The sequence below is a fragment of the Streptomyces sp. rh34 genome (assembly GCF_002551245.1).
GTDB lineage: Bacteria > Actinomycetota > Actinomycetes > Streptomycetales > Streptomycetaceae > Streptomyces.
On the sequence record NZ_NTGZ01000065.1, the window covers coordinates 11,955 to 31,586 of the forward strand.

23 protein-coding genes are annotated in these 19,632 nt (G+C 72.1%); 9 read left to right on the forward strand and 14 right to left on the reverse strand.

The annotated features are described in order from the left end of the window. Positions 1-35: 35 nt before the first annotated feature. A complete protein-coding gene (locus CR470_RS14970; protein ID WP_257138664.1) occupies positions 36-692 on the reverse strand; it encodes an RsiG family protein in 657 nt (218 codons plus the stop codon). Positions 693-807: 115 nt separating this feature from the next. On the opposite strand from CR470_RS14970, the gene dtd reads away from it, so the two are divergent. Beyond that, positions 808-1,257: a D-aminoacyl-tRNA deacylase gene (gene dtd / locus CR470_RS14975; protein WP_097868091.1), complete on the forward strand. Its 450-nt coding sequence runs from the start codon at positions 808-810 to the stop codon at positions 1,255-1,257. Positions 1,258-1,288: 31 nt separating this feature from the next. Here dtd and ygfZ read toward each other — a convergent pair whose 3' ends face one another. From ygfZ to CR470_RS14990, 3 genes are all read right to left on the reverse strand, one after another. Then, positions 1,289-2,254, reverse strand: a complete 966-nt coding sequence (gene ygfZ / locus CR470_RS14980; RefSeq protein WP_097868092.1) for a CAF17-like 4Fe-4S cluster assembly/insertion protein YgfZ — start codon at positions 2,252-2,254, stop codon at positions 1,289-1,291. Between the two features lie 9 nt (positions 2,255-2,263). Beyond that, positions 2,264-2,800, reverse strand: coding sequence for a Fur family transcriptional regulator (locus tag CR470_RS14985; RefSeq protein WP_097868093.1), 537 nt, complete (start codon positions 2,798-2,800; stop codon positions 2,264-2,266). Between the two features lie 73 nt (positions 2,801-2,873). Next, entirely contained in the window at positions 2,874-3,446 is a 573-nt protein-coding gene (locus tag CR470_RS14990) for an FABP family protein (protein WP_047177390.1), read from the reverse strand. A 319-nt stretch (positions 3,447-3,765) separates the two neighbouring features. On the opposite strand from CR470_RS14990, the gene CR470_RS15000 reads away from it, so the two are divergent. Then, positions 3,766-4,128, forward strand: coding sequence for a DsrE family protein (locus tag CR470_RS15000; protein WP_030590567.1), 363 nt, complete (start codon positions 3,766-3,768; stop codon positions 4,126-4,128). Between the two features lie 4 nt (positions 4,129-4,132). On the opposite strand, the gene CR470_RS15005 is transcribed toward CR470_RS15000, so the two are convergent. From CR470_RS15005 to CR470_RS15035, 8 genes are all read right to left on the reverse strand, one after another. Further along, entirely contained in the window at positions 4,133-4,390 is a 258-nt protein-coding gene (locus CR470_RS15005; protein WP_097868094.1) for a DUF3099 domain-containing protein, read from the reverse strand. Between the two features lie 152 nt (positions 4,391-4,542). Beyond that, the gene (locus tag CR470_RS15010; RefSeq protein WP_097868095.1) at positions 4,543-4,830 is read right to left on the reverse strand and encodes a DUF1416 domain-containing protein; all 288 of its coding nucleotides are present in this window, start codon (positions 4,828-4,830) and stop codon (positions 4,543-4,545) included. A gap of 39 nt (positions 4,831-4,869) precedes the next feature. After that, complete coding sequence (locus CR470_RS15015) at positions 4,870-5,709, reverse strand: sulfurtransferase (protein ID WP_097868096.1); 840 nt, start codon at positions 5,707-5,709, stop codon at positions 4,870-4,872. 165 nt (positions 5,710-5,874) lie between these two features. Further along, positions 5,875-5,955: a putative leader peptide gene (locus CR470_RS41310; RefSeq protein ID WP_350310325.1), complete on the reverse strand. Its 81-nt coding sequence runs from the start codon at positions 5,953-5,955 to the stop codon at positions 5,875-5,877. Positions 5,956-6,230: 275 nt separating this feature from the next. Continuing rightward, positions 6,231-6,920 (reverse strand): LmeA family phospholipid-binding protein, encoded by a 690-nt coding sequence (locus CR470_RS15020; RefSeq protein WP_097868097.1) that lies wholly within the window; start codon positions 6,918-6,920, stop codon positions 6,231-6,233. Positions 6,921-7,064: 144 nt separating this feature from the next. Further along, positions 7,065-8,489 carry a hypothetical protein gene (locus tag CR470_RS15025; RefSeq protein ID WP_097868098.1) on the reverse strand — a complete coding sequence of 475 codons (1,425 nt, stop codon included), beginning with the start codon at positions 8,487-8,489 and terminating at the stop codon, positions 7,065-7,067. Positions 8,490-8,499: 10 nt separating this feature from the next. Continuing rightward, a complete protein-coding gene (locus CR470_RS15030; protein ID WP_097868099.1) occupies positions 8,500-8,754 on the reverse strand; it encodes a MoaD/ThiS family protein in 255 nt (84 codons plus the stop codon). A 59-nt stretch (positions 8,755-8,813) separates the two neighbouring features. Continuing rightward, positions 8,814-9,731: an alpha/beta hydrolase gene (locus CR470_RS15035; RefSeq protein ID WP_257138665.1), complete on the reverse strand. Its 918-nt coding sequence runs from the start codon at positions 9,729-9,731 to the stop codon at positions 8,814-8,816. A gap of 291 nt (positions 9,732-10,022) precedes the next feature. Here CR470_RS15035 and CR470_RS15040 point away from each other — a divergent pair, with 291 nt between their 5' ends. From CR470_RS15040 to CR470_RS15060, 5 genes are all read left to right on the forward strand, one after another. Further along, the gene (locus CR470_RS15040) at positions 10,023-10,850 is read left to right on the forward strand and encodes a response regulator transcription factor (RefSeq protein WP_097868101.1); all 828 of its coding nucleotides are present in this window, start codon (positions 10,023-10,025) and stop codon (positions 10,848-10,850) included. Positions 10,851-11,065: 215 nt separating this feature from the next. Next, positions 11,066-12,106, forward strand: coding sequence for a LacI family DNA-binding transcriptional regulator (locus CR470_RS15045; RefSeq protein WP_097868102.1), 1,041 nt, complete (start codon positions 11,066-11,068; stop codon positions 12,104-12,106). A gap of 108 nt (positions 12,107-12,214) precedes the next feature. After that, positions 12,215-13,258: a S1C family serine protease gene (locus tag CR470_RS15050; RefSeq protein ID WP_097868111.1), complete on the forward strand. Its 1,044-nt coding sequence runs from the start codon at positions 12,215-12,217 to the stop codon at positions 13,256-13,258. Between the two features lie 93 nt (positions 13,259-13,351). Continuing rightward, positions 13,352-14,086, forward strand: a complete 735-nt coding sequence (locus CR470_RS15055; protein ID WP_097868103.1) for a response regulator transcription factor — start codon at positions 13,352-13,354, stop codon at positions 14,084-14,086. A 44-nt stretch (positions 14,087-14,130) separates the two neighbouring features. After that, positions 14,131-15,588 carry a HAMP domain-containing sensor histidine kinase gene (locus tag CR470_RS15060; RefSeq protein ID WP_097868104.1) on the forward strand — a complete coding sequence of 486 codons (1,458 nt, stop codon included), beginning with the start codon at positions 14,131-14,133 and terminating at the stop codon, positions 15,586-15,588. 18 nt (positions 15,589-15,606) lie between these two features. Here the strand turns inward: CR470_RS15060 and CR470_RS15065 are convergent, their stop codons facing one another. Continuing rightward, entirely contained in the window at positions 15,607-16,545 is a 939-nt protein-coding gene (locus tag CR470_RS15065) for a phosphatidylinositol-specific phospholipase C (protein WP_097868105.1), read from the reverse strand. 140 nt (positions 16,546-16,685) lie between these two features. Beyond that, positions 16,686-17,762, reverse strand: a complete 1,077-nt coding sequence (locus tag CR470_RS15070) for an alkene reductase (protein ID WP_097868106.1) — start codon at positions 17,760-17,762, stop codon at positions 16,686-16,688. A gap of 133 nt (positions 17,763-17,895) precedes the next feature. Between CR470_RS15070 and CR470_RS15075 the strand changes: the two genes are divergently transcribed. Together CR470_RS15075 and CR470_RS15080 are read left to right on the forward strand one after the other, a co-directional pair. Then, the gene (locus CR470_RS15075) at positions 17,896-18,306 is read left to right on the forward strand and encodes a MerR family transcriptional regulator (RefSeq protein WP_097868107.1); all 411 of its coding nucleotides are present in this window, start codon (positions 17,896-17,898) and stop codon (positions 18,304-18,306) included. Positions 18,307-18,529: 223 nt separating this feature from the next. Then, the gene (locus tag CR470_RS15080; RefSeq protein ID WP_097868108.1) at positions 18,530-19,225 is read left to right on the forward strand and encodes a fascin domain-containing protein; all 696 of its coding nucleotides are present in this window, start codon (positions 18,530-18,532) and stop codon (positions 19,223-19,225) included. The last annotated feature ends 407 nt before the right edge of the window (positions 19,226-19,632 follow it).

Genomic DNA, 19,632 nt, shown 5'->3' on the forward strand with positions numbered 1-19,632 from the left:
ACGGGGGTGCGGGACCCGCGCCCGGAAGGATCGCTTCAGGCGAGCAGGTCGTCTACTTGTGCTTCACCGTCACGGTACCTGCGGGCGATCTCCGCGCCGCAATCGTCGGCGGTGCGCTGGAGCTCGTGACGGCGGCGGGAGACCTGCTGTTCGCAGCGGACGAGCCGCCCCATCGCCGTGTGCAGTTCCTCGTCCGTCCGGGCGTCCAGATCGGACAGCTCGACCTCGGCGAGGTTCTCGGCGGCGAGCTGCCGGAACTCGTCGCCGCGCGGCGTCGTCAGCGTGACGTGCCGGGCGGAGGAGCGGTGCCGGGACGGGGTGTCGGCCAGGATCTCCGAGAGCCGGCTCACCACCGCCGCGTCCTCCACCGGGGCCGCCGGGCCCCGGCGGCGGGCCAGCTCGGCGCGCAGGATGTCGATCCGGCCCTGCACCAGCCGGCGTACGTAGCTGAGATCGGCCTCGTCGCGCTGGGCGTCCCGGCGCAGCGTCCGCAGCTCCGGCAGCCGCAGCCCGCCGAAACCCGCCTCGGCGCCGGTCTGCTCGGGCACGGTGGCGGCCGCCGCGGGCGTCGCGGGCGGCAGCACCGGACCCTGCCCCGGCAGACTGCGCTGTACGGGTGACCGCAGGGTGCTGGTGCGGTGACGTGCGCCCGGTACGACACCGGGAGATTGTCCGGCTCCGTATGTACTCATGCTGTTCCGTCCCCTCGACCGGTGCGTCGGCACACCGACATCGTGCATCGTGCCACTCCGCACGGTGCCGATGCAGGTGCTCTGTACCCGTTCAGCCCAAGATAGGTTGGTCTGTATGCGTGCAGTGGTGCAGAGAGTGGACGGCGCGAGCGTCTCCGTCGCCGGTGCGACGGACGACCCCTCGGCCCCCGGAATCGTCGGGGAGATCGTCGGTGAGGGCCTGTGTGTGCTGGTCGGGGTCACCCATGACGACACGCCGGAGAAGGCGGCACAGCTGGCCCGCAAGCTCTGGTCGGTGCGCATCCTGGAGGGCGAGAAGTCCTGTTCGGATGTGAACGCCCCTCTCCTGGTGATTTCTCAGTTCACTCTCTACGGGGACGCCCGCAAGGGCCGCCGGCCCACCTGGAACGCCGCCGCGCCCGGCGAGGTGGCCGAACCCCTGGTGGACGAGGTCGTGGAGCGGCTGCGGGCGCTGGGGGCGCAGGTGGAGACGGGCCGGTTCGGAGCGGACATGCGGGTCTCGCTCACGAACCACGGCCCGTTCACGGTGATCATCGAGGTGTAGCCGTACGCGGAGTGCTCCGTACGCGAAGTGCTTACGGCTCGACGACCGTCTCCTGGGCGGCCGCCGTGTCCCCGGCGAGCAGCTCCGCGTCGACGGCCACGTTCCGCTTGACCAGGGCGAGGGCGATCGGGCCCAGCTCGTGGTGGCGGGCCGAGGTGGTGATGAAGCCGAGCTGGCGGCCCTCCTGGCCGTCGGCTGCCAGCCGCACCGGCGTCCCGTGGCCGGGCAGGTGCACCTCGCTGCCGTCCAGGTGCAGGAAGACGAGCCTGCGCGGCGGCTTCCCCAGGTTGTGGACGCGGGCCACCGTCTCCTGGCCCCGGTAGCAGCCCTTCTGGAGGTGGACGGCACTGCCGATCCAGCCCAGCTCGTGCGGGATGGTGCGGTGGTCGGTCTCGAAGCCGACGCGCGGCCGGTGGCCCTCCACGCGCAGCGCCTCGTACGCCAGGATCCCGGCGGCGGGACCGTGGGCGGCGGCGTACGCCTCCAGGTCGGCGCGCGGCAGGAACAGGTCCCGGCCCTGTGGGGTCTCCCGTACGGCCGCTCCGTCCGGGGCCTCGGCGATGGAGCCGGCCGGGAGGTGGACGAGGGCGGTGTCGGCGGTGCGGTCGGCGACCTCGACCCGGTAGAAGAACTTCATCGACTCCAGGTAGGCGATCAGCTCGCCCTGGGTGTCCGGCTCGACGTGCATCCACACCGTCGTGCCGTCGTCCACCAGGTACATCGCGTGCTCGATGTGCCCGTTGGCGGACAGGATGAGCGCCTCGGTGGCCTGGTGGGGGGCGAGGTCGCTGACGTGCTGGGTGAGCAGCAGGTGCAGCCAGCTCAGCCGGTCGTCGCCGGTGACGGCGACGACGCCCCGGTGGGAGAGGTCGACGAAGCCGTTGCCGTCGGCCAGGGCGCGTTGCTCGCGGAACAGGTCGCCGTAATGCGCGGCGACACCTTCGTCGCGGCCTTCGGCGGGAACGGCACCGGGCAGGGACAGCAAGGGGCTCTTCATGCGCCCAGCCTACGACTTGGCGGACGCGCCCCTCGCTGGCGTGTTCGCACCCACGTCGGCGGCCCCGCTCGCACCCGCGTCGGCGGCCCTGCCCACATCTCCGCCCACGGCCCCGTCCGCCGCCGCTTTCGCGGCCGTGCACTCCGCACAGCGGCCGAAGATCGCGAAGTGCTTCATGTCCGTCTCGAAGCCGAAATCGGCGCGCAGCTTCGCGGTGAAGTCGGCGACGACGGAGAGATCCGCCTCGATGACGTCCGCACAGTCCCGGCAGACCAGGTGGATGTGGTGATGCCGGTCGGCCAGGTGGTAGGTCGGGGCGCCGTGCCCCAGATGGGCGTGGCTCACCAGCCCGAGCTCCTCCAGGAGCTCCAGGGTCCGGTACACCGTGGAGATGTTCACGCCGGACGCGGTCCTGCGCACCTCGCACAGGATGTCGTCCGGAGTCGCGTGCTCCAGGGCGTCGACCGCCTCCAGGACGAGCTGACGCTGGGGCGTCAGCCGGTAGCCGCGCTGCCGAAGATCGGTCTTCCAGTCGGTGCTCACCACACGCCCAGTGTAGGGCGGAGTGAGCACCGGGAAGCAGCGCCGGTTCCGGGCGGGCGCCCCGCGTGAAGAATCCCTACTTGAAGAACGCGATGCCGTCGTCGGGCATGTCCTCGAGGTTCCGCGCCATCTCGGCGACCTCCTCGGGGGTGACGACCTTCTTCAGGTGCGCCGACATGTACGGGCGCAGCTCGACCTCGGGGGTGGCCTTCTCGCCGACCCACATGAGGTCGCTCTTGACGTACCCGTAGAGCCGCTTGCCGCCGCTGTACGGGCCGGAGGCCGCCGTGCGGGCCACCGCGTCGGTGACCAGGTCGATCTGCGGCTTCTGGTCGGCCAGCTCGCCGTACCAGATCTCGATGACGCCCTGGTCGCGGGCCATGACGACCTCGACCTTGCGGTCCTTGTCGATGCGCCAGTAGCCGGTCTCGGTCTCCAGCGGCCGGACCTGCTTGCCCTCGTCGTCCAGGACCCAGGTGTGGGAGACGTACTCCAGGAAGTCACGGCCGTCGTGGCTGAAGGTGACTTCCTGGCCGAAGTTGCACTTCTCGGCGCCGGGGAAGTCGGACACGCCCGCGCCCGCCCAGTTGCCGAGGAGGAAGGCCAGCGGGACGAGGTCCGGGTGGAGGTCGGACGGAATCTCGATCATGAGCGGCTCAGACGATCTGTGAGGGAGGGGCGGAACGATCGGGTGCCGGTCCGGTGCGGGATCGCGCGCGGACCGGGTGCGAGACGGGTCAGCGCTGGCCCTGGTACAGCTTCTTCACGGTGATCGCGGCGAAGGCGGTGACGCCCACGCAGACCAGGATCAGCAGGGCGGAGAAGAATGCCTCAAGCACAGGGGGCTCCTCGTGACGAACGGGTGGCGGCAAGTGACAGGGCCGGGCCCCCAGCCTAATGGGTGGGGGCCCGGACCTCTCGTCCAGGTGAGCCAGGAGGCCGAGTCCCGGACGATTACAGTTCGGCACATGCCGAAGAAGCTTGTGATCAAGGTGACCGCCGGGCCCGAGGCCGCCGAGCGCTGCTCCCAGGCCTTCACCGTGGCGGCCGTGGGTGTCGCCAGCGGTGTGGAGGTCTCGCTCTGGCTGACCGGGGAGTCCTCGTGGTTCGCGCTGCCGGGGCGGGCGGCCGAGTTCGAACTGCCGCACGCCGCGCCGCTGCCCGATCTGCTGGACTCGATCCTGGCGGGCGGCCGGATCACCCTGTGCACCCAGTGCGCGGCCCGGCGCGACATCACCGAGAAGGACGTGCTGGAGGGCGTACGCATCGCGGGGGCGCAGGTCTTCGTGCAGGAGGCCATGGCGGACGGCACCCAGGCGCTCGTCTACTGACGACTCAGCGGCGCTTCTTGCCGTCCAGCTCGTCCCACCACGCGTCGGACGTCGGATCACCGGAGGGGTCGTCCCACCAACGGTCGTCCGGACCCCGCCGGTTGGCGACCATCGCGGCGACGGGCAGGATCACCATGGCGACCACGCACATGGCGACGGCGACCGGCAGGGACCACAGGCGCACCACGGTCCAGGCGGACACGAAGAGCACGACGCATCCGCTCATCATGAGGAAGTAGTTCCGCCTGCGTCGGGCGTACATGCTTCCAGCGTAGGACTCCCCGGGCCGCCCGCCCACCCGGCGGGGGCCCCCGGGCGGCACGAAGGGCCGCGCCCCGCGTCGGGTGGCGTCCAACCCCCTGGGGTGCGGCCCTCCGGCCGTTCTGCGTGCCGTACGGAACGGCGTGCCGTGGATCAGACGGCGATGGCGACCTCGGCGAGTCCGCCGGTCTGCGCGACGACCGTGCGGTCGGCGCTGCCGCCGGGAACCAGGGCGCGGAGCGTCCAGGTGCCCTCGGCGGCGTAGAACCGGAACTGTCCGGTCGCCGAGGTCGGGACCTCGGCGGTGAACTCGCCGGTCGAGTCCAGCAGCCGCACGTAGCCGGTGACGGGCTCGCCGTCGCGGGTCACGCTGCCCTGGATGGTGGTCTCACCGGGCTTGATCGTCGAAGCGTCGGGGCCACCGGCCTGTGCTCCACACATGGTTCTGTCCTTCTGGTCGGGTCGTGCGGGTGGGTCGGACTACTTGGCGGGGCCGAGCTCGATCGGCACGCCGACGAGGGAGCCGTACTCGGTCCAGGAACCGTCGTAGTTCTTGACGTTCTCCTGGCCGAGCAGCTCGTGGAGCACGAACCAGGTGAGCGCGGAGCGCTCACCGATGCGGCAGTAGGCGATGGTGTCCTTCGCCAGGTCGACCTGCTCGGCCTCGTAGAGGGCCTTGAGCTCGTCGTCCGACTTGAAGGTGCCGTCGTCGTTGGCGTTCTTCGACCACGGGATGTTGCGGGCGCTCGGCACGTGGCCGGGGCGCTGCGACTGCTCCTGCGGGAGGTGGGCCGGGGCGAGCAGCTTGCCGCTGAACTCGTCGGGCGAGCGCACGTCGACCAGGTTCTGGCTGCCGATGGCCTTGATGACGTCGTCGCGGTAGGCGCGGATCGACTCGTCCTGCGGCTTGGCCGTGTACTGGGTGGCCGGGCGCGTCGGGACGACGTCGGTCAGGTCGCGGGAGTCGAGCTCCCACTTCTTGCGGCCGCCGTCGAGGAGCTTCACGTTCTCGTGGCCGTACAGCTTGAAGTACCAGTAGGCGTAGGAGGCGAACCAGTTGTTGTTGCCGCCGTAGAGGACGACCAGCGTGTCGTTGCCGATGCCCTTCTCGCTGAGCAGCTTCTCGAAGCCGGCCTGGTCGACGAAGTCCCGGCGGACCGGGTCCTGGAGGTCCTTGGTCCAGTCGATCCGGATCGCGTTCGTGATGTGGTTCTTCTCGTACGCCGAGGTGTCCTCGTCCACCTCGACGATGGCGACCTGCGGGTCGTCGATGTGGGCCTCGACCCAGTCGGCGTCTACCAGGACGTCGCTGCGGCTCATGTTGTTCTCCTCCGGGGCAGTCTGCGGCGGGGTGGTGCGAGGTGCGGAGTTGCTGGGTGCGGGTGTACGCGCGGAGGGCACGGAACGCGGCGCGTACGGGGCACGGGGGCCGGCCCTGACGACGGTCGAAGGGCCGGGGGAAACGGGACGGTGCGAACGCCTCGATCAGAAGGTGCGACAGAGCATGGCGGCGACGCGGCACAGGTCTACTGCCCGCCGCTTCGTGAGATCCGCCTGTCGCTTCATGGGTCCGATCGTAGGGAGGTACGTACGGAGATGTCACCGTCGTGTCGAATGGTGAGACACGATCATCCGTGATGTGAGACAGGGGAAGGGCGAGCGGGCCTCGGGCCTCGCGCAGTGTTCCCCTGGGCCTTCCTCGCATCTGCGGACCGGACGCGAGCGTCTCACTATCCGGATCAGCCGGTTGGGGCGGTCGGCCGGGAGGTAAGGCCGGGCCGACAGGGGCCGGGCGGTAGGGGCCGGGCGACAGGGGCGGGGAAGTAGGCCCGGGAGGCCGGTCAGCCCGTCAGGGAGACGTTCGACCCGGTCACCGAGATCTCCAGGCCCTTCTCGGTCACCTTGACCTCCCGGAGCTCCAGGCCCTTCGGCAGCCCGTCGATGTCGCCCTGGAAGTCGGTCTTCTTGCGGACCAGTTCCTCGACGCCGGGAAGCCCCTCGCCCGGCACCTCGTCCGCGCGCACCTTGATCGTGTGACCGTCGGCGCGGGTCACGGTGGACAGCACGCTGCGCGAGATCGGCCGGCCGAGGATCTCGACCGTGCCGGTGACCTTCGCCTTGCCGTTGCCGCCGTACTCCACGACGACGCCGTCGCTGGCCGCCGCCGTCAGGTCCTCGTAGCCGACGAGCGCGGTGCCGGTGGCTCGGGTGGCCGTGGCGCTCCGGTAGCCGGAGCCGAGCTTCACGTCGCGCAGCTCGGCCCGGACCTCGCTGACCCGTATCGCGCGGCCGGCGGCGCTGGTCTCCATGCCGGTGAGGTTGACGTCGACCCGGTCGAGCCGCGAACCGGCGAGCTGGGTGAGGAAGGGGAAACCCTTGATCGAGATCTCCGTCGTGGCGGGCCCGCCCTCGCTGATCGTGACCCGGTCCTCGGCCTCGGACTCGGCGAACCAGACGGCCGCGCGGTCGACGGCGAGGAAGAGGCCGCCGAGCACCACCACCAGGACCAGCAGTATTCGCAGTGCGCGCATGTGTCGTTCCCCCACCCTGAGCCGATCGGTCCCCCTGGCGCCCGTGAGCCTACTGCCGCAGGAGAGGGACGCCCTGGATGATCGACGAGCGACGGCCCCCCATCGGTTCCCGAGGGGCCGTCAGCGACGGTGGCCGCGCGGCGGTCAGAGGACGGCGCGGCCGATCAGGTAGACGGCCGGGGCCGCCGCGGTCAGTGGCAGCGCCACCCCGGCGGTCATGTGCACGAACCGGGACGGGTAGTCGTAGCTCGCCACCCGCAGCCCGATGAGCGCGCACCCGCCCGCCGCGAGGCCGAGCAGCACGCCCTTCGTCCCGAAGTCGGTCACGGCGCCGGCCGCGAGGCCCGCACCCGCACCCGCGAGCAGGGCCACCGCGAGAGAGGCCGCGCCGGGCAGCGGAAGGGCCCGGACGAGCGTGGCCGCCGCGACGGCCACCCCGCCGACCGTCACCGCGTCGGGGACCGCCGCGAGGTGTCCGCCCGCGAGCACCGCGAGGGAGGCCGAGACGACCGTGGCCATCAAGCCGTACATCCGCTCGTCGGCCCCCGCGTGGCTGCGGAGCTGGAGGACCACCGTGAGCAGCACCCAGACGCCCAGGGTGCCCAGCAGCGCGGCGGGACCGTGCTCCCGGCCCGCCGCGAGCAGGACGACGTCGGCGGCCAGGCCCCCGGCGAAGGCGAGCGCGATGCCCTGGCGGGCGGGCCACATGCCGTTGAGCCGGAACCATCCGGCGGCCGTCACCGCCTGGAGGAGCACCACCGGGACGAGCAGGGCGTACGGCCCGATCGCCGCGCCCCCCGCGAGCAGCAGGCCGAGTACGGCGGTGAGCACCGCGGGCTGCGTCCCCGGCGCGATGATCGGCGAGCGCCCTTCCGCGCGGGCCCGCTGGGCCTCGGTGAGCCGGGCGTTGCCCAGCGTCGTGGGCGCGCTGTAGCCCGTGTCGCCGGCCTCCGGCCGCACGGTCGCGGGCTCGGGGGCGTGTACGGGTGTGGCGGGCGCGACGGGCGAGGCCGGGACCTCGGGCGGCAGCGGGAAGGAACCCGAGGCCCCCTGGGGCGGCAGGCGGGCGGTGTCGGCGGCCGAGGGCCGGTACGGCTGCCGCGACTGGTCCTGCCCGTGCTGCTGCTGCGGTTCCTCGTACTGCGGTTCCTGGTACTGCGGCTGGTATTGCCGCGACTCCTGGTACTGCGGCTGGTGCTGCCGCGGTTCCTGGTACTGCGGCTGGTACGGAGCGTGCGGCTCCGGTGTTCCGTACGGGTCGGGCTGCCGCTGCCCGTACGGCTCCGGCTGCGGCGTGCCGTACGGCTCCGACCGCTCCGGCGGCCCGTAGCCCTGTGCCTGTGCCTGCCCCTGCGCCCGGTGCTGTTCCCCGTCCGGGCGGATCGTCGGCTGGTACTGCGTGTCCCAGGTCGGCGCCTGCCACGTCTGCGTGGCGCCCTGGTCGAAGGCGGCCGGTTCCTGGGGCGCGGCGGACTGCCCGGCCGTCCCGTCGGGCCAGTGCGGCGACGCCGGCTGCTGCCGCCGCTCGGGGTCGTACGGATACGGGTACTGCTGATCGCTGCTGCTCATGGCCTGCGGTTCACCCTCCTGCGAACGGCGGGAGCACCTCGACCGTGCCGCCCTCGGCAAGGCGTACGGTCTCATGCCCGCGGGTCCCGACGGGGTCCCCGTCGATGAGGAACGAGCACCGCCGGAGCACCTGGCCCAGCTCGCCGGGGTGCCGTTCCCGCGCCGCGTCGAGCGCCTCGGCGAGGGTCTCCGCCGCGTACGGTTCCTCCGCGGTGCCCGCCGCGGCCTTGGCCGCGGCCCAGTAGCGGATCGTCCCCGCTGCCATGGCGCCACTCCTTCGGGTCGGTTCGTCGGACGCCTCGTGCGTCAGCTCTCCATGATGGGTCACGCGGGCGGTACGGCCGTCGCCCAGTCGGCGATACGGGCCAGGAGGGCGTCGTCCGCCGCGTTCTCGGCGTGGCCCATCCCCCGTTCCAGCCACAGCTCCGCGCCGCCGGGACCGGCCGCCTCCGCCAGCATCCTCGGGTGGTCCAGCGGGAAGTAGGGGTCCCGGTCGCCGTGCACGAGCAGCAGCGGGGCCGGGGCGATGAGCGGGACCGAGGCGACCGGGGAGAGCGGGACGGGGTCCCAGTCCTCCGTGGCGATGCGCGTACGGAATCCGTAGCGCCCGACGAGGCGGCCCGAGGGGCGGGTCACCACCCAGTGCAGTCGGCGCATCGGCGCCGTCCCCCGGTAGTACCAGCGGGCGGGAGCGCTGACGGAGACCACCGCGTCCGAGTGCGCCCCCTCACTCCCTGTGCGCCCCTCGCGCGCCGGTACGCGAACGGGCGTATGCCCCGCCGCGGTCTCCGCCGTATACAGAGCGCCGTGCCGGAGCACCACCGAACCGCCCATCGAGAACCCGACCGTCACCACCCGGCGGTGTCCCAGCTCCCGCGCCCAGGCCACCGCCGCGGCCAGGTCCAGCACCTCCCGGTCGCCCACCGTGGAGCGCCCGCCGGACCGCCCGTGGCCCCGGAACGAGAACGTGATCACGGCCGCACGCTGGGCGAAGACCCGCGCGGCGCGCCGTACGGCGGGGCGGTCGGCCGCGCCGGTGAACCCGTGCGCGACGACGATCGCGGGGGTCGCCGCGGGCCCCTCGACCACGTCGCTCCCCGGCGTCCCGGCGCCCGCCGTACACGGTTCGTACACCGCCTCGACCGGCACGCCGTCATCGGTCAGCAAGGTGGCGCGCCGCGGGGGAGGCGTGAGCAAGGGAACAGGGGAACCCCGGAATCGCCCCTCGGACACGGAAGTCATGTGGGCTATTCTGCTGCGATGAGGATCCGGGCAATGCAGCCCCCGGGTCCTTTTGTGCTTTACCGGCGTTGTTTCGGCGACGTTTCCACAAGCTCAGCGGTCCCCGGGGCGCGGGACCGCACCGTAGAACCCGCATGACGCATGACGCATGACGCATGACGTACGAAGCAGTGCCGCATACTCCCCCGGGTCCGACCCGGGAGTGCCCCTCTCGCAGGGAACGAGGAGGACCGACGTAATGGGCGAGCGAACCGTGCAACACGATCGACCGAACCAGGCAGGTGGGCGGCGATGAGTTCACTGCTGCTTCTGACGAACGCACTCCAGCCGTCGACGGAGGTGCTCCCCGCCCTCGGGCTTCTGCTCCACAGCGTGCGGGTGGCCCCCGCCGCGGGCCCGGCCCTCGTGGACACCCCGGGCGCCGACGTGATCCTCATCGACGGGCGGCGCGACCTTCCGCAGGTCCGCTCGCTCTGTCAGCTGCTGCGGTCCACGGGACCCGGCTGTCCGCTGATCCTCGTCGTCACCGAGGGCGGTCTCGCGGCCGTCACCGCCGACTGGGGCGTCGACGACGTCCTGCTGGACACGGCGGGGCCGGCCGAGGTCGAGGCCCGGCTGCGGCTCGCCATGGGCCGGCGGCAGATCACCTCCGACGACTCCCCGATGGAGATCCGCAACGGTGATCTCTCCGTCGACGAGGCGACGTACAGCGCGAAACTCAAGGGCCGGGTCCTGGACCTGACCTTCAAGGAATTCGAACTGCTGAAATACCTCGCCCAGCACCCGGGCCGGGTGTTCACCCGCGCCCAGCTCCTCCAGGAGGTCTGGGGCTACGACTACTTCGGCGGTACGCGGACGGTCGACGTCCATGTGCGGCGGCTGCGCGCCAAGCTCGGCCCCGAGCACGAGTCGCTGATCGGCACCGTGCGCAACGTCGGCTACCGCTTCGTCACGCCGGAGAAGGTCGAGCGCGCGGCGGAGGACGCGAAGGAGCGGGCCGCCGCCCAGCGGCAGCGCCGGTCACGCGAGACGGAAACCGTCACCCGTTCGGAGCAGTCACCGCAGTCACCGGCCACGGAGGTGACGGACGAAGCCCCGGTGGAGCCTGCCAAGAGGTAGGGGGGTCCGGTGGGTCAGGGCCGGACAGGGCGCGGCGTCCGGTGCGGTGCGGTGCGTCGCAAGGCGCCGGAACGTCCTCATCGCGGAGCGACAGCGTCCTCATCGCGGAGCGATTCGGGCGTTTCGGGAACGCCGCGCGGTGCCGCGCCAGGCGTCGTGACCCCGGTCCTGATCCACCGGACACCCCCTGGGTCCATCCGCGTAGACTGCGGCGCGTGGCCAAGGTGACGCGGGACGATGTGGCGAGACTGGCGGGGACGTCGACCGCGGTCGTCAGCTATGTCATCAACAACGGACCCCGGCCGGTCGCCCCGGCCACGCGTGAGCGGGTGCTCGCCGCGATCAAGCAGTTGGGCTACCGGCCCGACCGGGTCGCCCAGGCCATGGCCTCACGCCGCACGGACCTCATAGGCATGATCGTCCCGGACGCCCGGCAGCCGTTCTTCGCGGAGATGGCGCACGCGGTCGAACAGGCCGCCGCCGAGCGCGGGAAAATGGTGCTCGTCGGCAACTCCGACTACCGCGACGAGCGTGAGGTCCACTATCTGCGGGCCTTCCTCGGTATGCGCGTCTCCGGGCTGATCCTGGTCAGCCAGGGCCCCAGCGAGCGCGCCGCCGCCGAGATCGAGGCCTGGGACGCCCGGGTCGTCCTGCTGCACGAGCGCCCCGAGGCGATCGACGACGTCGCCGTCGTCACCGACGACGTGGGCGGCGCCCAGCTCGCCACCCGGCATCTGCTGGAGCACGGCAACGCGTACGTGGCCTGCCTCGGCGGCACGGAGGAGACGCCGGTGGTCGGCGACCCGGTCGCCGACCACGTCGAGGGCTGGCGCCGGGCGATGCACGAGTCGGGCCGCTCCACGGAGGGCCGGCTCTTCCAGGCCCCGTACAACCGCTACGACGCCTATCAGGTGGCCCTCGGGCTGCTGGCGGGCCCGGACCGGCCCCCGGCAATCTTCTGCGCCACGGACGACCAGGCCTTCGGCGTGCTGCGGGCCGCCCGTGAGCTGCGCATCGACGTACCGGGCGAGCTGGCGGTGGCGGGCTTCGACGACGTGAAGGAAGCCGGCCTCACCGATCCGCCGCTGACCACGGTCCACTCCGACCGCCCGGCGATGGCGCGGGCGGCGGTGGACCTGGTGCTGGACGACTCGCTCCGGGTCTCGGGATCGCGGCGCGAGCGGCTGAAGCAGTTCCCCTCCGCGCTGGTGGTCCGGCGCTCGTGCGGCTGCGGGGAGCCCCCCGCCTCCGCCTGACCGCCCGCGCTTCGGATCTTCGCCCCTTACAGCGGGCATACGCGGTTCTTCCGGGCTTCTCAGGACGTACTCAGGCCCTTCTCATCTTCGCTGACCAGCCTGGTGGACATGACGGAGAACCTTCGCCCCAGCGGCGCGTACACGACGGACCAGGACCCGACCCCGTACGGCTACGGCACGGCGTACGACGGCACCCGGGGCGGCTACCCGCCGCCGCCCCCGTACGCCCCCACCGCCGCCACCACCAGGCGCCGGGCGAAGCGACCGGTCGCGCTGCTGGCGGCGGTGGCGCTCGCGGCGGGCGTGATCGGCGGCGGCACCGCGACCCTCGTCGGCCGGTTGAACGGCGGGGGCGCCGGAGCCACCGGCTCGGGCGGCGCGGTCAACGGCACCACCGTCTCGCAGAGCAGCAAGGGCACCGTGTCGGGCGTGGCCGAGGCGGTCTCGCCCACGATCGTGGAGATCGGCGCGGCCTCGTCGGCGGGCAGGTCGACCGGGTCCGGAGTCGTGATCACCGAGGACGGCGAGATCGTCACCAACAACCACGTCATCTCGGGCGCGCGGCAGATCCAGGTCACCCTCTCCACCGGCAAGACCTATACGGCCGACGTCGTGGGCACCGACCCCGGCAAGGACCTCGCGCTCATCAAGCTCCGGGGCGCGAGCGGCCTGAAGACGGCCACGCTCGGCGACTCCTCCCAGGTCAAGGTCGGCGACCAGGTCGTGGCGATCGGCTCGCCGGAGGGCCTGACCGGCACCGTCACCAGCGGCATCGTCTCGGCGCTCGACCGGGACGTCACGGTCGCCAAGGACGACTCCGGCAGCTCCGGACAGGGCCAGGGCGGGCAGGGCGGCGGCGACGGGCAGTGGCCGTTCGAGTTCGGTGGGCAGCAGTTCAACGGCGACACGGGCGAGGAGACGACCACGTACAAGGCGATCCAGACGGACGCCTCGCTCAACCCCGGCAACTCCGGCGGTGCGCTGATCAACATGGACGGCGAGATCATCGGCATCAACTCCGCGATGTACGCGCCAAGTTCCTCGGCGGCCGGCAGCGGTTCCGCGGCGGGCAGCGTGGGCCTCGGCTTCGCGATCCCGGTGGACACCCTCAAGGCCGACCTGGACACCCTGCGCGCGGGCGACGGTTCCTGATCCCGCGCGGCGCCCCGGCCGTGCGAGGCTGAGACACCCCCGCGGACCGGGCGGACCGGGTCGGGACAGAACACGAGAAGAGGACCAGCAACCATGAGCCCCGCCGAAGACGATCCCCAGCGCATCCTGATCGTCGACGACGAGCCGGCCGTGCGCGAGGCGCTCCAGCGCAGCCTCGCCTTCGAGGGATACGGGACACAGGTCGCGGTCGACGGGTACGACGCCCTGGCGATGTCCGACGCCTACGCCCCCGACCTCATCGTCCTGGACATCCAGATGCCCCGGATGGACGGCCTCACCGCCGCCCGCCGCATCCGGGCCACCGGCTCGACCACGCCCATCCTGATGCTCACCGCCCGCGACACCGTCGGGGACCGGGTCACCGGCCTCGACGCAGGGGCGGACGACTACCTGGTCAAACCGTTCGAGCTGGACGAGCTTTTCGCCCGCATCCGGGCCCTGCTGCGCCGCAGCTCCTACGCGTCCGCGGCGGGCACGGACGCCCCCGACGACGACGTCCTCTCCTTCGCCGACCTGCGGATGGACCTGGCGACCCGCGAGGTCACCCGGGGCGGGCGGCGGGTCGAGCTGACCCGTACCGAGTTCACGCTGCTGGAGATGTTCCTGTCCCACCCGCGCCAGGTGCTGACCCGGGAACAGATCCTCAAGGCCGTCTGGGGCTTCGACTTCGAGCCGAGCTCCAACTCCCTGGACGTGTACGTGATGTATCTGCGCCGCAAGACGGAGGCGGGCGGTGAGCCGCGCCTCGTCCACACCGTGCGCGGGGTGGGGTACGCGCTGCGTGCGGGCGGGAGCGGAGAGGCGTGAGCGGACCGGCGCCCACCGAGGAGGACGGGCGGGGGCCGCGAGGGATGGGCGGACCGGTACCCACCGAGAAGAGCGGGCGGGAGCTGCGAGGGGTGAGCCCGGTGCGCCGCTTCCGGGCCCTGCCGCTGCGCTCCCGGCTCGCGATGCTGGTCGCGACGGCGGTCGCGGTGGCGGTCGCCGCGGTGGCCGCCGCCTGCTGGCTGACCACCCGCGACCGGCTGACCGAGCAGCTCGACACGACGCTGTCCCAGGTGAGGCTGGACCCGGACACGGCTGGGCTGCTGGCGACGTCCTGCACGAGAGGGCTGCCCGGCGAACTCCAGATCGTGACCGGCCCGTACACGATCCAGCTGGTTCCGGCCGTGGGCGAGAAGCCGTGTACGGTGCCCGGCAGGTCCGCCATCCCGATCGAGCCGGCCGACCGGGCCGTCGCCGCCGGGCTCCGCGACGACGCCACGCACACCACGACGGCCGAGGACGGCACGCGGATGCGCGTCCACACCTCACCCGCGGGCCAGGGCCGACCCGGCGTCGCCGTCTCCGTCGCCGTCTCCATGAAGCAGGTCACCGACCCGTTGACCCAGCTCGCCTGGGTCCTGCTCATCGTCTCCGGCATCGGCGTCGTCGGCGCGGGCGCGGCCGGGCTGTGGATCGCGCGCGCCGGGCTCCGGCCGGTCGACGAGCTGACCGAGGCCGTCGAGCACGTGGCGCGTACCGAGGACCTGACCGTACGCATCCCGGTGGACGGCGAGGACGAGATCGCCCGGCTGTCCAGCTCCTTCAACTCGATGACGGCCCAGCTCGCCTCCTCCCGCGACCGCCAGGCCCAGCTGATCGCGGACGCGGGCCACGAGCTGCGCACCCCGCTGACCTCGCTCCGGACGAACGTGGAGCTGCTGGCCCGCAGCGACGAGACGGGCCGGATGATCCCGCCGGAGGACCGCAAGGCGCTGATGGCCTCGGTGAAGGCCCAGATGACGGAGCTGGCCGCGCTGATCGGCGACCTCCAGGAACTGGCCCGTCCCGACGCGGCCGAGCCCGGCCCGCTCAAGGTGGTGGCCCTGCACGAGACCACCCGCACCGCCCTGCGCCGCGCCCGCCTGCGCGGCCCCGAGCTGACGATCACGGAGGACCTGGCCCCCTGGTACGTACGCGCGGAACCGGCCGCCCTGGAGCGGGCCCTCGTCAACGTCCTGGACAACGCGGTGAAGTTCAGCCCGCCGGGCGGCACGATCGACGTGCGGCTGCACCGGGGCGAGCTGACCGTCCGGGACCGGGGCCCCGGCATCCCCGCCGAGGATCTCCCGCACGTCTTCGAACGCTTCTGGCGCTCCCCGACCGCCCGCCAGCTCCCCGGCTCGGGCCTGGGCCTGTCCATCGTGGCCCGTACGGTGCACCAGGCGGGCGGCACGATCGCCCTGCGCCCGGCCCCGGACGACGGCCCCGGCACCGTGGCGGCGCTCACGCTGCCGGGGGCGCCGACGCCGCCGCCGGGGATGTGAATCCGGGCGGACCGCCCCTCACCCCGTCGGGTTGTGCCGGATCAGCGACTCCACCAGGCCGGACCGCTGGTTCGGGTAGTCCAGCGGGACGATGCCGAGCCCCGTCCACCCGGCGGTCTCGGCGCGGTCGAGGAAGGAGTGCACCTGCGGGTTGAGCCGGTCGGCGTTCCAGCGGGGCGGCATCAGGGCGGCGGTGGAGACGTAGTTCATGTAGAACTTGCCCGGCTGCTGGGCCGCCTTGCGGAACTGGGCCTCGATCTTCGGGTACTTGGCGAACGGCTCCGCCATGTAGTCGTCCTGGATGTCGAAGAGGGCCTGGTCTCCGTACCGCACCCCGGGCAGCCCTCCGTTGTCCGCGAGCAGCACCACCTTGCCCCGGGCTCCGCCGAGGTCGGGCAGGGTGGGGTCGAGGCGGAACAGGGACCGCCAGCCGCGTACGTCCAGGTAGTCGTCGAAGACCGCCCGGAACGCGGCGTCGCTCTCCGAGGAGTACTCCTGCTTGACCCGCATCAGCACGGTCTCGGTCGGCCGCGCCGCCAGGAAGTCCCGGCAGGCGACGAGGACGTCGCCGAACATCAGGTTCTGGAACGCGGCTCCGTGGTGGATCGCGAACGAGCCCCCGGTGATCCGGCACCGTACGTCGAGGAAACGTATCCCGCTCTCCAACTGCTGGGCGATCGTGGTGTTCTGGCACTCCGACCAGGGGCCGCCGAACCGGGCCCCCGAGTCGTGCGTGCCCGGGATCGTGAGCCGCCTGAGCGCGGTGCCGTCGGGCAGGGCGGCCATCCAGTCCCACGTTCCGCGCACTGCCTCCCGCGTGGCGGCGACGGCCGGCGCCGCGCCGATCAGCGCGGTGGCGGAGACGGCGAGGGCACCGGCCAGGAAGCCTCTGCGGGAGGGCCGGGACAGGGGACCGGGCAGGGGCTCGGACGTGCGTGCGGGGCTGGGGCTGGACATCCGGGGTGCCTCCAAGGGCCGTGGGGGTAGGGGGCGCCTGACCCCCTGGGCCCTTGGATTCTGACGGGTACACGTCACCTCAGGAAGGGGGCGGGCGCCCCCGCCCGCGCCGGAGGCGGCCCCCCGGCCCCGCTCCCGGCTCAGCTCGCGTGCTGGTACGAGGCGTAGGTGACGTACCCCGTGTCACCTCCCTGGAAGTACGTCGCCTCCTCCTCCGGAGCGATCGGCAGCCCGGCGCGCATCCGCTCGACCAGGTCCGGGTTGGCGATGAAGGCCCGGCCGAAGCTGATGAGATCGGCGCCCAGCCCGAGCCAGCGGTCAGCGTCCGAACGGTCGGCGCGCTTGGGCCCCATCGGCAGCACCGGGTTCATGATCAGCGTTCCGGGCCACGCCCGGCGCAGGGCGACCAGCACGTCCTCGTCGGCCGTCGCCTCCAGGTGCACGTAGGCCGGCTCCAGACGCGCCAACTCCCGCAGCAGTACGGTGTAGAGCTCGGGTACGTCCCGCTCCTCGACGCCCCAGAACGCCCCGCCCGGCGAGAGCCGGATGCCGGTCCTGGCCGGGCCCACCGCGTCGACGGTCGCCGCCATCGCGTCAACGGCGAACCGCACCCGGTTGGCGAGGGAACCGCCGTACCGGTCGGTCCGGAGGTTGGCGTTCGAGGAGAGGAACTGGGAGATCAGATAACCGTTGGCACCGTGGAGTTCGACGCCGTCGAACCCGGCGTCGACGGCTCGGCGGGCAGCCGACGCGTACGACTCGACGTGCTCGGGCACCTCGGCCGTCTCCAGGGCGCGCGGCACCGGCACGGGCTGCGGGCCCGTCGGGGTGAACACCTCGCCGGTCGCCGCGACGGCGGAGGGCCCGACCGGCCGCAGGCCGGTGGTGTCCGGGTGCGAGACCCGGCCGCCGTGCATGATCTGGGCGAAGATCCGGCCGCCGTTGGCGTGCACCGCGGCGGTCACCGGCCGCCACGAGGCGACCTGCTCATCGGTGTGGAGACCCGGCGTACCGGGGTTCGACTGCCCGACGAGGCTCGGCTGCACCCCCTCGCTCACGATGAGCCCGGCGGTCGCCCGCTGCGCGTAGTACGTGGCCATCGACGACGTCGCCAGCCCTCCGGCGGCGGCCCGGACGCGGGACATCGGCGCCATCACCACCCGGTTGGGCAGCCGCAGGTCACCGAGGCGGTAGCTGTCGAAAAGGCTCTGGTTCATAGCGCGAATCTCCTGGCTCCATCAGCTCCGAAGCACCCGTGAACCGGGTACGGCGCTACGCTAAAACCTGACATCAATGTGAGGGGCAAGCCCGTACGGCGCCCCTCTCGGCGGGGAGCGGAGGGGCCACACCATGCGCATCGGAGAACTCTCGGCCGTCACGGGGGCCAGCGTCCGGTCCCTGCGCTACTACGAGGAGCAGCGGCTCCTCACCAGCAGCCGCAGCCCGAGCGGCCAGCGGCACTACACGCACGCCGAGGTCGAGCGGGTCCGTTTCATCCAGCGGCTCTACGCCGCCGGCCTGTCCAGCCGCACCATCATGGAGCTGCTGCCCTGCGTCGAGGCTCCCAGCGAGGAGACCTCCGACGCGGCGATGGAGCGGATGGGGCTGGAGCGGGAGCGGCTCTCCGCGCACATCGACGACCTCCGCTCCACCCGGGACGCCCTGGACGCCCTGATGGCCGTCAACCGGGCCCACCGCAGCACGCTGCGACCGGGGGCGCGAAGTGTCCGCGACAAAGACGGAGCGGGTCGCATTTCTTAACGGAAAGCAGCGGAATAACATATTCGGCGCGACCGTCTCCGGAATTCCCGAGCCACCCTGAAATCCTTTGCCGGGGTTCTCGAAATGCCCTTACCCTGAGGCCACTTCGAGGTTCCGGGCGTACGAGCGATCGAGCGACGGCCGGACCCTTTCTCTCCACTCTCCGCGCATTCCGGACTCCGGGATCCGTGGCAATGAAAAGCGAGGAAGACCTGTGCGACGCATGACCTCCGCCCTCCTTTCCCTGAGCGCCCTGCTGACCGCCTCCGCCCTGGCCGCCCCGGCGGCCGGAGCCGCCCCCCACAACGACCGCGCGGCCGGCGCCTCCGCGAGCGGAGTCTCCGCAACCGGCGTCCCCGCAGGCTGGGAGAAGGTGGACGAGGCCGACCTGGCGCGCATCACCGGTGCCTCCGACAGACAGAAGTCCCTGTCCGCCTCCGGCAGAAGCGCCTCCACCCCGGCCGACGAGTCCGGCCCCGTGGCCATCAAGTCGGTGCGCAACGGGCAGTTCACGACCACCGAGGTGAATTACGCCGCGCCCCACACCGGCGCACTGCGCGCCCGCTCCACCCATGTCTTCGGCGCGTGGGAGAGCTTCGCATTCGAGTGGGACGAGGCCGGCGACACCTTTGCCCTCAAGTCCCTCGCGAACAACCGCTACGTGGCGGTCGAAAAGAACTTCACCGGCCAGGCGCAGAACGTGCTGCGGGCCCGCTCGACGACGGCGGGCGGCTGGGAGCGGTTCGTGATCTACCACAACGAGGACCTGAACCTCTACGCACTCCGGTCCACCCTGAACAACCTCTTCGTCGCGATGGAGAACAGCTACACGGGTCCGCTCCAGTACACGCTGCGCGCCCGCTCCGCCGACGTCACCGGCTCCTGGGAGCAGTTCGACCTGTACAACATCGTCGGCTGATCCCGCCCGCGACCCGGGCCCGGTCGAAGCTCACCGGGCACCGGGCACCGGGCAGCAGGCAGCAGGCATAAGACGTAGGCCGTCGGCCGTCGGCCGCCGGGCCGGAAAAGGTGATCTTGTCCGCCTGTGTCATGACTTCGTAACAGGCTTCTCCGAGCACAACTGCCGTGCCCTTCGGCCTGTCTGACGTTGTGTGACTCACACCACTCCGGTGGGTGAGGATCCGGGCGCCCGACCAGGCGTCGCGCAGTGACCGTTCGAGAAATCGGGGAACGACATGACCATCATCCGACGTGTGTCAGCCATCGGTGCCGCCGTCACCGCCACCGCCTGCGCCGCGATCGCCCTCGCCCCGGCCGCCGTCGCGGCGGAACCGGCGGCCCAGCGGCTGTCTCTTATACACATCT